At 69.5% G+C, this 12,344-nt stretch carries 10 protein-coding genes; 3 read left to right on the plus strand and 7 right to left on the minus strand.

The window, feature by feature from the left end; translation table 11 throughout:
- Position 1: 1 nt before the first annotated feature.
- The 7 genes from ASC91_RS12610 to ASC91_RS12640 form a co-directional block, all read right to left on the minus strand.
- A complete protein-coding gene (locus tag ASC91_RS12610) occupies positions 2 to 1,090 on the minus strand; it encodes a tartrate dehydrogenase (protein ID WP_056197080.1) in 1,089 nt (362 codons plus the stop codon).
- Positions 1,091 to 1,109: 19 nt separating this feature from the next.
- On the minus strand, positions 1,110 to 2,738 hold the full coding sequence (locus ASC91_RS12615; RefSeq protein ID WP_056197082.1) for an ABC transporter ATP-binding protein: 1,629 nt from the start codon (positions 2,736 to 2,738) through the stop codon (positions 1,110 to 1,112).
- Positions 2,738 to 3,607, minus strand: a complete 870-nt coding sequence (locus ASC91_RS12620; RefSeq protein WP_056197084.1) for an ABC transporter permease — start codon at positions 3,605 to 3,607, stop codon at positions 2,738 to 2,740. The genes ASC91_RS12615 and ASC91_RS12620 overlap by 1 nt, the downstream gene beginning before the upstream one ends.
- Before the next feature lie 13 nt (positions 3,608 to 3,620).
- Complete coding sequence (locus ASC91_RS12625; RefSeq protein ID WP_056197086.1) at positions 3,621 to 4,577, minus strand: ABC transporter permease; 957 nt, start codon at positions 4,575 to 4,577, stop codon at positions 3,621 to 3,623.
- Positions 4,578 to 4,601: 24 nt separating this feature from the next.
- A complete protein-coding gene (locus ASC91_RS12630) occupies positions 4,602 to 6,218 on the minus strand; it encodes an ABC transporter substrate-binding protein (RefSeq protein ID WP_056197088.1) in 1,617 nt (538 codons plus the stop codon).
- Positions 6,219 to 6,292: 74 nt separating this feature from the next.
- Positions 6,293 to 7,582, minus strand: a complete 1,290-nt coding sequence (locus tag ASC91_RS12635) for an FAD-binding oxidoreductase (RefSeq protein ID WP_056197089.1) — start codon at positions 7,580 to 7,582, stop codon at positions 6,293 to 6,295.
- Positions 7,583 to 7,602: 20 nt separating this feature from the next.
- Positions 7,603 to 8,268 carry a haloacid dehalogenase type II gene (locus tag ASC91_RS12640; protein WP_056197091.1) on the minus strand — a complete coding sequence of 222 codons (666 nt, stop codon included), beginning with the start codon at positions 8,266 to 8,268 and terminating at the stop codon, positions 7,603 to 7,605.
- 496 nt (positions 8,269 to 8,764) lie between these two features.
- Between ASC91_RS12640 and ASC91_RS12645 the strand changes: the two genes are divergently transcribed.
- The 3 genes from ASC91_RS12645 (at position 8,765) to ASC91_RS12655 (ending at position 12,321) form a co-directional block, all read left to right on the plus strand.
- Positions 8,765 to 9,652: a GNAT family N-acetyltransferase gene (locus ASC91_RS12645; protein WP_056197093.1), complete on the plus strand. Its 888-nt coding sequence runs from the start codon at positions 8,765 to 8,767 to the stop codon at positions 9,650 to 9,652.
- A 166-nt stretch (positions 9,653 to 9,818) separates the two neighbouring features.
- Positions 9,819 to 10,748 (plus strand): glyoxylate/hydroxypyruvate reductase A, encoded by a 930-nt coding sequence (locus ASC91_RS12650; protein ID WP_056197096.1) that lies wholly within the window; start codon positions 9,819 to 9,821, stop codon positions 10,746 to 10,748.
- A 133-nt stretch (positions 10,749 to 10,881) separates the two neighbouring features.
- Positions 10,882 to 12,321 (plus strand): aminotransferase class III-fold pyridoxal phosphate-dependent enzyme, encoded by a 1,440-nt coding sequence (locus tag ASC91_RS12655; protein WP_056197098.1) that lies wholly within the window; start codon positions 10,882 to 10,884, stop codon positions 12,319 to 12,321.
- Positions 12,322 to 12,344 lie beyond the last annotated feature (23 nt).

A 12,344-nucleotide genomic window follows, 5' to 3' on the forward strand; every position in this document is an offset into this window, starting at 1 on the left:
TTCAGAATTCCTTCACTCGATTGGCAATTGCCTGGCCGACGTCTTCGGTATGGGCGTCGCCGCCAAGGTCGGGCGTGCGTGGCCCGCGCAGGATCACGTCCTCGATGGCGCGCACGATGGCGTCGTGCGCTGCGCGGCCGGCGCCCTGCCCTTGCGTCAGGAAGTCGAGCATCAGCGCACCCGACCAGATCATGGCGATGGGGTTGGCGATGCGGCGGCCATAGATGTCGGGCGCCGACCCGTGCACTGGCTCGAACAGCGACGGGAACTGGCGTTCCGGGTTGAGGTTGGCGCTCGGCGCCAGGCCGATGGTGCCGGTGGTTGCCGGGCCTAGGTCGCTGAGGATGTCGCCGAACAGATTGGTCGCGGCGACGACATCGAAGCGCTGCGGCTGCAGCACGAAGCGGGCGCAAAGGATGTCGATGTGCTGCTTGTCGACCTGCACGTCAGGGTACTGGCGCGCCATCTCGTCGGTGCGCGCATCCCACCAGGGCATGCTGATGGCGATGCCGTTGCTCTTGGTGGCCACGGTGAGCGATTTGCGCTGGCGCGAGCGCGCCAGCTCGAAGGCGTAGCGCAGCACGCGATCAGCGCCGTGGCGCGAGAACACCGACTCCTGGATGACGATCTCGCGCTCGGTGCCGGCGAACATCACGCCGCCGAGGTTGGTGTACTCGCCTTCGGTGTTCTCGCGCACGACGACGTAGTCGATGTCGCCGACCTTGCGCCCCGCCAGCGGGCACGGCGCGCCTTCGAACAGCCGCACCGGCCGCAGGTTGATGTACTGGTCGAACTCGCGCCGGAACTTCAGCAGAGAGCCCCACAGCGAGACGTTGTCGGGCACGGTCGCTGGCCAGCCGACGGCGCCGAAATAGACGGCGTCGACGCCGGCCAGTTGCTCCTTCCAGTCGTCCGGCATCATCTGGCCGTGCTGCGCGTACCAGTCGCAGCTGGCCCAGTCGAACTCGCGCAGTTCGAGGGCGAAACCGAAGCGATCGGCTGCGGCCCTCAGCACGCGCAGGCCCTCGGGCATCACTTCCTTGCCGATGCCGTCGCCGGCGATGGCGGCGATTCGGAACGTGTTCATCATGGGTTTTCCTTCGTCGTTGTCAGGCGACCAGCACGGGCCGCGGCGAGTCGAGTTCTTCAAGCCAGCCGCGCCGCAGTTCGGGTACGGCTCGCGCGAGCTGCTCGTAGTAGGGGTGGTGCGGCCCGCGGTCATAGTCGGCCCGCGCCACCTGGGCCAGCTTGCAGCCATGCCGCATGACGACGATCTCGTCGCAGACCGCGCGGACCGTGTGCAGGTCATGGCTGATGAACAGGATGGACAAGCCCAGCTCGCGGCGCAGTTCCGCGATCAGGTCGAGCACGGCGGCGCCGACGACCGTGTCCAGCGCCGAGGTGACCTCGTCGCACAGCAGCAGCTCAGGCTCGGCGGCCAGCGCCCGCGCCAGGTTGACACGCTGCTTCTGGCCGCCCGACAGCCCGCCGGGCAGGCGGCCAGCGACGTTGGCCGGCAGCTTCACCAGGTCCAGCAGCTCGGCGATGCGGCGCTGCAGGGCAGCACCTTTCATGCCGCGGTAGAACTGCAGCGGCCGCGCGAGGATGCTTTCGATGGTCTGCGACGGGTTCAGCGCCGTGTCGGCCGACTGGAAGACGATCTGGATGCGGCGCAGGTCCTCCTTGCTGCGTGCGCCAAGCGTTGGCGCCAGGGGCCGGCCGTCGAAACGGATGGTGCCGGCGCTCGGTCCCAGCAAGCCCGCGACGGCGCGGGCCAGCGTCGTCTTGCCGGAGCCCGATTCGCCGATGACGCCGACGGCCTGGCCGCGCTCCAGCCGCAGGTCGATGTCCTGCAGGATGCACACCCGCGGCCGGCCCTGGGCATCCCGCGCGCCGTAGCCGGCGCTCAGGCCGCTGACCTCCAGCAGCGTCGGCGTGCTGCCGGCGTCATGGCCCGCATCGCGCGCCACCGGCCGTGCGGCGGCCAGCAGTTCGCGGGTGTACTCATGCGCTGGCTGGCCGATCACACGGTCGGTGCCACCCAGCTCCTGCATGCAGCCACCGCGCAGCACCAAGATGTGATCGGCCATCTGGGCCACGACCGCCAGGTCATGACTGACGTAGACCGCCGTGACCTGGCGCTCGCGCACCACCCGCTTGAAGGCGCGCAGCACCTCCACCTGCGTCGTCACGTCCAGCGCCGTGGTCGGCTCGTCGAGGATGACAACATCGGGGTCGGTGATCAGCGCCATCGCCGCCATCAGCCGCTGCAGCTGGCCGCCTGACACCTGGTGCGGGTAGCGCGCGCCAATGCCTTCAGGATCGGGCAGCGCCAGCTCGCGGAACAGCGCAATCGCCTTCAGTTCAGCCGCCGGGCGCGACAGCGTGCCGTGCAGCGTCGCCGGCTCCACGACCTGGTCGAGGATGGTGCGCGACGGGTTGAACGACGCCGCCGCGCTCTGCGCGATGTAGGTGACCTTGCGGCCGCGCAGGCCGCGCAGCTGGCGCGGGTCGAGCTTGAGCACGTCGACATCGCCGATGCGGACCTGCCCCGCCGCGATGCGGCAGCCTTGACGCGCATAGCCCATCAGGGCCAGCGCCGTGGTCGTCTTGCCCGAGCCGGACTCGCCGATCAGCGCCAGCACTTCACCGGGGTGGATCGTGAACGACAGCGCGTCGACCAGCGTCGCGTCGCCGGCTGTGACCGTCAGATTGCTCACTTCAACAAGGCTGCCCATCAGCGTGCTCCCCTCTCGCGGGCCTTGCGACCCGGCAGGTTGTCGATCACCAGATTCACGGCGATGGTCAGGCTGGCTATTGCCCCGGCCGGCGCAATCACCGAGGCGCCACCATCGGCCAGCGCGCCGATGTTCTCGCGCACCAGCGAACCCCAGTCCGCCATCGGCGGCTGCACGCCCAGGCCGAGAAAGCTCAAGGACGCCAGCAGCAGCACGACGTAGACGAAGCGCAGCCCCAGGTCGGCCAGCATCGGGCCGAGGATGTTGGGCAGGATCTCGCGCCGCATCACATACCAGGTGCCCTCGCCGCGCGTGCGGGCCACGGTGACGTAGTCCATCGCATTGATGTTCACGGCCAGCGAGCGGCCGATGCGGTAGGCGCCCGGCACATAGATGACGGCGGCCGTCAGGATCAGCACGGGCACCGACGAACCGAAGCCGGCCACGATCAGCAGCGCGAACATCTTGCTCGGAATGGCCGTCAGCGTGTCCAGCAGGCGGCTCAAGGTCCCGTCGATCCAGCGCCCGCTGGCGGCCGCCAGCAGCGCCAGCAAGGTGCCCGTGCCGCTGGCCAGCAGTGTGGCGACCAGAGCCACGCCGACGGTGTAGCGGGCACCTTCGATGACGCGGGCCAGCATGTCGCGGCCCAGATAGTCGGTGCCCAGCCAGTGGTGAGCGTTGATGGGTGCGAACACGGCACCACCGCCCTGGGCGCCGCTGCGGGCCAGCAGCGCGGGGCCGAACAGTGCGGCCAGGACCCAGAAGGTCAGGACCACGAGGCCGAGCAGACCCGAAGGGCCGAACTGCGCGAGCCGGCGGCGCCAGGCCACCGAGCGCCCGACAGGCAGGGGAATGGAAATGACGGTCATGCCTGTGCTCCGTTCAGCGGTGACGCAGCCGCGGGTTGGCGACGATGCCGCAGATGTCCGCGGCCGTGACGAGGATCAGATAGCCGCTGCAGAACAGCATGGCGCAGGCCTGCACCAGTGGCGTGTCGCGTTGCGCGACGCCGTCGACCATCAGCTTGGCCACGCCGGGATAGTTGAAGATCGTCTCGACGATGATCACGCCGCCCAGCAGGTAGGACAGGCTCAGCGCCACCGCGTTGGCAATCGGGCCGACGGCGTTCGGCAGCGCATGGCACATGACGATGCGCAGCGACGAGGCGCCCTTCAAGCGGACCATCTCGATGTAGGGCGCCTCCAGCTGGTCGATGACCGCCGCACGCGTCATGCGCATCATCTGGGCGACGATCACGCAGGTCAGCGTCAGCACCGGCATCGCGAAGGCCTTCAGCAGCTGACCCATCGATTCGATGTCGTTGACATAGGACAGCGCGGGCAGCCAGCGCAGTTGCACCGCGAACACCAGCACCGCCAGCGTCGCGATCAGGAACTCCGGCACCGAGACGACACCCACCGAGGCCGTGGACGCAGCGCGGTCGAACCACGAGCCCCGCCACACCGCCGACGCGATGCCGGCGGCCAGCGCGATCGGTACCGAGAACAGCGCCGTGATGGCGGCCAGCAGCAGCGAGTTGGGCAGCCGCGAGCCGATCAGCTCGGCCACCGGCTGGTAGGCCGTGACGGACTTGCCGAAGTCGCCGCGCGCCAGGCCGCCCAGCCAGCGCAGGTAGCGCGTAGGGGCCGAGGCGTCCAGGCCCATCTGCGCCCGCAGTGCAGCCAGGGCCTCGGGCGTGGCGTCCTGGCCGAGCTGCTCCTGGGCCGCGTCGCCGGGCAGCACCGCCGTCACGGCGAAGACGATCACCGACACCGCCAGCAGCGACAGCAGCGACAACGCGACGCGCTGCGCGAGCAGCTTGAGGATGATCCCGTTCATAGGATGCCTTGTGCGGTGGGGGTGTCAGGCGGCGAGCCAGACGTTCTCGGCAAAGTTGTAGCCCATCAACCCGCCCAGCGGGATGGGCGACAGGCCCTTGACCTTGGTGCTGTGGCCGTCAAGGCTGGCCAGGAACAGCGGGATGCCGATGCCGGCCTCCTGGTGGATCAGCGTCTGCATGTCGGCATACATCTGGCGGCGCTTGGCGAGGTCGGTCTCACCGCGCGCGGCGACGAGCAGCTGGTCGAACTTCTCGTTCTTCCAGCGCGACTCGTTCCACTGCGCATCCGACTTGAAGAACTGCGTCAGCAGCATGTCGGCGCTGGGCCGGGGGTTGACGTTGCCGAAGCCGACGGCGCTGTTGAGCCAGTGGTTGGACCAGTAGCCATCGGCCGGCATGCGCTTGACGTCGATGTCCAGACCGACCTCCTTGGCCGTCTGCTGCAGCATCAGCGCCATCTCGACCGAGTACAGCGCCGCAGGCGAACACACCACCGGCACCGCGCTCGAGACGCCCGCCTTCTTCAGGTGGAACTTCGCCTTCTCGGGGTCGAAGGCGCGCTGCGGCAGGCCGGCGAAGTGGAAGCGGTTGGTCGGGTCGATCGGCTGGTCGTTGCCGATGACGGCCTGGTCGAGGGCGATGGTCTTCCTCATCTGCTCGCGGTCGAACAGATGCTTCATGCCCAGCACGAAGTCGGGGTTGGCGCCAGGGCCGGTGTCGCGCCGCATGGTCAGGTCGGAGTACTGGCCCGACTGCGTCTTGAACACGGCGAAGCCCGGCGTGCCGGCGATGCGTGCCAGTGAGCGCGGGTTGACGGCACCGACAAGGTCAATGCCACCTGACAGCAGCGCGTTGACGCGGGCGTTCTCGTCGCTGATGCCGACGAACTCGATCTCGTCCAGGTAGGGCTTGCCGGGCTTCCAGTAAGCCTCATTGCGCACGACGACCGAGCGCACGCCGGGCTTGAACTCCTTGAGCTTGTAGGGGCCGGTGCCGATGCCGGTGTTGAAGTCGGTCGTGCCGTCCTTGACGATGTGAAAGTGGAAGGTGCCCAGGATGACCGGCAGGTCGGCGTTCGGCGCGGCGAGCACGATGGTCACCTCGTTCGGGCCGCTGGCCTTGATGCTCTCGATCTGGTCGGTCTGAACCTTGGCCTTGCTGGCCGTGGCGGGGTCCTTGTGGCGCGAGATCGAGTAGACGACGTCGGCCGGGGTCAGCGCCTTGCCGTCATGGAAGGTGACGCCTTTGCGCAGTGTGAACACCCAGGTCTTGGCGTCCTTGGTGTCGAAGCGCTCGGCCAGGGCCGGCTGCGGCGTCAGGCTGCCGTCCAGCGACGTGAGCCCGTTGTAGAGCATGTTGCAGCGCGAGTAGTCGGCCTGGTTGGACTGCTTGGCCGGGTCCAGCGTGTCGCTGGCCGCGGCCGTGGCGCCGGCCACGCGCAGCTTGCCACCGCGCTTGGGCGCCTGCGCATGGGCCGACATCGCGCTGCCCGCGAGCGCACCGGCGAGGCCGGCCTGCATGCCCGCCCCGACGAGCAGGCCGAGGATGTCGCGGCGGCTGGCGCCGCGTTTCAGCGCTTCGAACAAGCGCTGGCTGTCGTGCGGGCCGACAAGGGCTTCGAGGGGTTGGCGATGGCTCATGGTGTGTTTCTCGTTCAGTGTTCTGTGGGGGTGACGAGTTCGGGGCGGGTCTTGGGAGAACCGCCCGCTCCAGGCTAGGCGAGGCGATCCTTCAGCCGGTAGTACAGGCCGACGGCGGGCAGGAACCAGGGCGGGCCGACATGGCCGGGAATGGCCGGCCAGGCACGGTCCGCCCACGGGTTGGCGGCGGTGTCGCCGCCCATCAGCGCGGCCATGCGCTGGCCCATCAGCACCGACATCTGCGTGCCGTGGCCGCTGTAGCCCATCGTGTAGTACAGGCCGTCGCGCTCGCCGGCATGGGGCAGGCGGTCCTGTGTCATGTCGACGAGGCCGCCCCAACAGTAGTCCAGCCGCACGCCGGCCAGTTGCGGAAAGGTCTCCAGCAGGCCGGCGCGCAGGACCTCGCCGCTGGCGGCGTCCTGCTGCGGGCTGCTGATCGCGAAGCGAGCGCGGCCGCCGAAGACGAGCCGGTGGTCGGCCGTCAGTCGGAAGTAGTGGTGGATGTTGGCCACCGTCGTGTAGGTGCGGCGCGCCGCCAGCAGCGCGGCCGCGCGCTCCGCGCCGAGCGGCTCGGTCACGACGATGAAGCTGCCGATGGGCACGATGCGCCGGCGCAGCCAGCCGAAGCTGCGGTAGCCGCCGTGGCGCGAAGCCCCGGTGGCCAGCAGCACCTGGTCGGCCGCCACGGTGCCGCGCGTGGTGTGCAGGCGGTGGGCGTGGCCGTGGGTGCGCTCAATCCGCTGCACGCAGGTGCCGGTGAAGATGCCCGCGCCCTGGCGCTCGGCGGCTTCGGCCAGGCCGTTGGCGAAGCGGCCCATGTGCATCTGGCCGCTGCGCCTGTAGAGCATGCCGCCGTGGAAACGCTCGCTCTGCACCTCGGCACGCACGCTGGCAGCATCGAGGATCTCGGTGTCGGTGTCGACGCCGTCGGCATGCAGGCGCTCCACGCTGCGCCGCAGCGCCTCCAGCTGCGCCGGCCGTGTCGCCAGCTTGAGCTTGCCGGTGCGGCTGAAATCGCAGGCGATGCCTTCCTGCTGAACCAGCTGCGCCACGGTGTCGACGGCGTCGTCGTAGGCGCGGTACCAGGCGGCTGCCCGCTCGCGGCCATGGCGCGCGGCGGCTTCCGCATAGTCGACCGCCAGGCCGTTGTTCACATGGCCGCCATTGCGCCCCGAGGCTTCGGACGCGACGCGCGCACCAGCCTCCAGCACTGCCACCGTGGCACCGCGCTTGGCCAGCGCCAGGGCGGCGGACAGGCCGCTGAAGCCGCCGCCCACGATGGCGACGTCCACGCGCTGCGGCAGCTCGCGTGCTGCCGGCACGAACGCCGGCACGCTGTCGGTCCAGTAGGCATCGAGTTTCATGGCCTGGCCGCTATCGACGTTCAGAGACCGACCACGCCGGCCAGGCCGCCGATGTCGGCGATCTCGGTGTAGCGGTAGCCCGGGCAGCCCGGGCCATGGCCGCGGTTGACGAAGACCTTGTTGACGATGCCGATGTCGTCGGCCGACATCAGGTCGTAGCGCAGGCTGGAGGACACATGCAGCAGGTCCTCGGGGTTGCAGCCGAGCGAATCGATCATGTACTCGAAGGCCTTCAGCCGCGGCTTGTAGGCCTGGGCTTGCTGGGCGGTGTAGACCCGGTGGAAGGGTGCGCCGAGCATGGCGACGTTGGACTGGATCTGGTGGTCCATCGCGTTGGACAGGATCACGAGCGGGATCTCCTTGGCGACCTTGGCCAGGCCCGCGGGCACGTCGTCGTGCGGCCCCCAGGTGGGCACGGCATCGACGTAGCGCTGCGCCTCGGCGTCAAGGTACTGCAGCTTCCACTTGCGGCACAGCCGGCGCACCGCGTTCTTCAGCACCACGTCGTACGGTTGCCAGTCGCCCAGCACTTCGTCGAAACGGTAGGCCGTGAAGTCGGCGATGAACTGCTCCATGCGCTCGGCCGGCACGCGGTCGAAGAAGATATCCCGTGTGATCTCCGCCATGCGGAAGCGGGTCAGGGTGCCGTAGCAATCGAAGGTGATGTACTTGGGTCGGATGCTCATGTTGCGCGTCTCGCTCAGTGGGTTGTCATCAGGGCTTCATTGCAGCATGTGCAGTGAAGTGGTTTGTGGGGAAAACGGGCTGTCGCAGGCGCTGAAACTGCCGTTCGAAGGCGGCTCGGCGGCATGCCCTGCGGCGTGCACTTGGACGGGGACGGGCGCCCTTCAATGGAACCCTGGAGGCACCAGCCGGTGGCGCAAATGCGGGACCGCGAATCGGCCTTGAGCAACCCCGGAGTCCGGGCGGCCATTGGCGAATGCGGCTGGGCGACTTGCATGCGATTGACCTGCGATGTCATGGGTGAATGGGCGCTGATGGTAGGGACGGCGCCGCGAAATTTGTGGTCGCAGACTGGCCCGCCGCAGCATTGAATGCCGTGCGCGGCGGGCCTCACAGCGCAAGCTGCCGAAATGGGTGGCAGGCCGTATTTGGGCTGGCGCGGCACCCGCGAAAGGCTGCAACATCGGCAACCCCTTGCCCTTCAGGAGACCCCGCCACATGGGTGCCCCCGCCACCACGAATGCAGTTCCCGCCGACGACGGCGTGCGGCTGCGCAAGATGAGTGCCGCTGATCTTGCGGCCGCTCACGACCTGTCCGACACGCTGCGCTGGCCCCACCGCCTGGCCGACTGGAAGCAGGTCTTCCACCACGCCGAGGGCGTCGTCGCCGAGCGCGACGGCGAGATCGTCGGCACCGCCCTGCGCTTTCGCTGGGGGGCGCAGGACGCGACCATCGGCCTGGTCATCGTCGCGCCGGCGCAGCAGGGCCGGCGCATCGGCCACCGCCTGATGAGCGCGGTGCTTGATGGCCTGCAGGATTGCCGCGTTCGGCTCAACGCCACGCTCGAAGGGCGCGGCCTCTACGAGCGCCTGGGCTTCGTGCGCGTCGGCGAGCTGCGCCAGCACCAGGGCATCGCGCAACCGGCGCCGCTGGTGGCCCTGGATAGCGGCTGGCGTCTGCGGCCGGCGGGCGCTTCCGATGCGCCGGTGCTGAAGGCGCTCGACGCGCAAGCCTGCGGCATGCCGCGCGACGCGTTGATGGATGAACTGCTGGCCGAGGCAGAGTCCACCGTAGTGCTCGACGACGGCGGCACGGTGCGCGGCTTTGGCCTGCTGCGCCGCTTCGGCCGCGGCCACGCCATCGGGCCGGTCGTCGCGCCGGACGACGAAGGCGCCAAGGCCCTCATTGCCCACCTGGCCGGCACCAACGCCGGCCGCTTCACGCGCATCGACATCGACCTGGACAGCGGCCTGGCCGAATGGCTGGAGGCGATGGGCCTGCTGCGCGTGGACGCGCCGGTGGTCATGCAACGCGGCCCGGCTGCCAAGCCAGCGGCGCCGGGTGCGCCCAAGAGCTACGCCATCGTCACGCAGGCCTTGGGCTAAGAGGGTGAGAGCTTTTCATCCATGCCCGCCTTGCCCGCCAAAACGCCCTCGCCCGTCGTTGCAAATGCTCGCCATAGCCCGCTATGGCTGCGCTTTGCGCCTAGTTCGAGGGCGTTTTGACGCGCCTTTCGGGCACGTCTGAAAAACTCTCACCCTCTGAGGCGCCATGACCACCTTCCTCTACATAGCCGACGCCGAGCGCGGCCGGCGCTGGGGCGAACTGTTCCGCCACGGCGCGCCAACGCTGGACTTCCGGCTCTGGCCGGACGTGGGCGATCCAGCCCAAGTTCAATACCTCGCCACCTGGCAGCAGCCCGAGCAGCTGGCCCAGCGCTTCCCGAACCTGAAGCTGCTGTTCTCGACCGGCGCCGGTGTGGACCAGTTCGACCTCGCCGCGCTGCCACCGACTGTCTCGCTGGTGCGCATGGTCGAGCCCGGCATCGTGCAGGGCATGGTCGAGTACGTGCTGCATGCCGTGCTGGATATGCACCGCGACCGCCCCGCCTACCGGCGCCAGCAGGCCCAGGGGCTGTGGCGGCCTTTGCCGGTGCGTACCGCGGCGCAGTGCCGCGTCGGCGTGCTGGGGCTGGGCTCACTTGGCGAAGCCGTGCTGCAGGCGCTGCGCGGCCTGGGCTTTGACTGCGCCGGCTGGAGCCGCAGCCGGCGCAGCATCGACGGCGTGCGGTGTTTTGCCGGTGAGGGCGAGCGCGCTGCCTTCCTGGGCCGCAGCGACATCCTGGTCTGCCTGCTGCCACTGACCGACGCGACGCGCGGCCTGCTCAACAGCGCGTTGTTCAACGCACTGCCGCGCGGCGCGGCGCTGGTTCACGTCGGCCGCGGCCCGCAGCTGGTGAGCGCAGACCTGTTGCGCGCCCTTGACGACGGCCGCCTCGGCGAAGCCGTGCTCGACGTGACCGATCCCGAGCCCCTGCCGGCGGACGACCCGCTGTGGCGCCATCCGCGCGTGCAGATCACGCCGCACATCGCCAGCATGACGCAGCCTGACACGGCGGCCGCGGTGGTGCTGGACAACCTGCGGCGTTTCGAAGCCGGGCTGCCGCTGGTGGGCCTGGTGGATCGCAGCAAAGGCTATTGAGCGCGAGCGGCAGCTTCTGCCGTGGCGGCCCGCAGTTCAGCGCAAGACGCTGCCGCGAGCGGCCAATGCAGCACCCACCGGCGAGCCCGAACGCCCAAACTGAGCGTCAGCCATCCACTGCAACACGCTGCTCATGACCGCCCTCCCCCTCGCCCAAACCGCCGCCCGAGCCGCCATCACCACCCCGGAACAGCACGCTGCGCTGGCCGGCCTGGACCGCGCGCATCTCATCCACCCCGTGGCACCGTGGCGCCGGCACGAGGAGCGCGGCCCGATGGTGCTGAGCTCAGGCCACGGCGTCTGGCTGCAGGATGCCCAGGGTCGCGAGCTGCTCGACGCCTTCGCGGGCTTGTGGTGCGTCAACGTCGGCTACGGCCAGGAGAGCGTCGTGCAGGCCGCCGTCGAGCAGATGCGCCGCCTGCCCTATGCGACCGGCTACTTCCATTTCGCCAGCGAGCCGGCCATTCGCCTGGCGGCCAAGCTGGTCGAGATCACGCCGGCCTCGCTGACCCGCGCTTACCTGACGCTGGGCGGCTCGGAATCGGTCGACGCCGCCGTGCGCTTCATCGTCCAGTACTACAACAACACCGGCCGGCCCACCAAGAAGCACTTCATCGCGCTGCAGCGGGGCTATCACGGCTCGTCCTCCACCGGCGCGGGGCTGACGGCACTGCCGGTCTTCCACCGCGGCTTCGACCTGCCGCTGGCCACGCAGCACCACATCCCGTCGCCCAACCCCTACCACCATGAAAGCGGCGGTGACGCGCAGGCGCTGATCGCCGCCTCCGTCGCCTCGCTGCGCGCCAAGGTGACCGAGCTGGGGGCGGAGAACGTCGCCGCCTTCTTCTGCGAGCCCATCCAGGGTTCCGGCGGCGTCATCGTGCCGCCGCCCGGTTGGCTGAAGGCGATGGCCGACGCGGCGCGCGAGCTGGACATCCTGTTCGTCGTCGACGAGGTCATCACCGGCTTCGGCCGCACCGGGACGATGTTCGCCTGCGATGCCGAAGGCGTGCAGCCCGACCTGATGACGCTGGCCAAGGGCCTGACGTCGGGCTATGTGCCGATGGGCGCGACGATGATGTCCGAGCAGGTCTACGCCGGCATCGCCGACGGCGCCCCGGCCGGCCAGCCCATCGGCCACGGCGCGACCTACTCGGCGCATCCGGTGTCTGCAGCGGTGGCGCTGGAAGTGATCCGCTTGTACGAAGAGGGCGGCATCCTCGCGAACGCCCAGCGCGTCGCCACGCGCTTTGCCGCCGGGCTGGAGGCCTTGCGCTCGCACCCGCTGGTGGGCGACGTGCGCTACCGCGGCCTGCTCGGCGCGCTGGAACTGGTGAGCGACAAGGCCAGCCGGCGCGGCTTCGACCCGGCATTGGGCCTGGCCGACCGGCTGTTCGCCCTCGGCTACCAGCGCGGCCTGGTGTTCCGCAGCTTCGGCGACCACGTGCTGGGTTTTGCTCCCGCGCTGACCATCACCGAGGTCGAACTCGACGAGTTGTTCACACGCCTGCGCCGCGTGCTGGACGATGCGTTGGCGGCACCCAACGTGCGCGCGGCGATGTCCGGCGGCTGAACACCGGCGCCACACAATCGCGC

Origin of the sequence: Pelomonas sp. Root1237, from assembly GCF_001425055.1 — a bacterium.
In the GTDB taxonomy this organism is placed as follows: domain Bacteria; phylum Pseudomonadota; class Gammaproteobacteria; order Burkholderiales; family Burkholderiaceae_C; genus Pelomonas.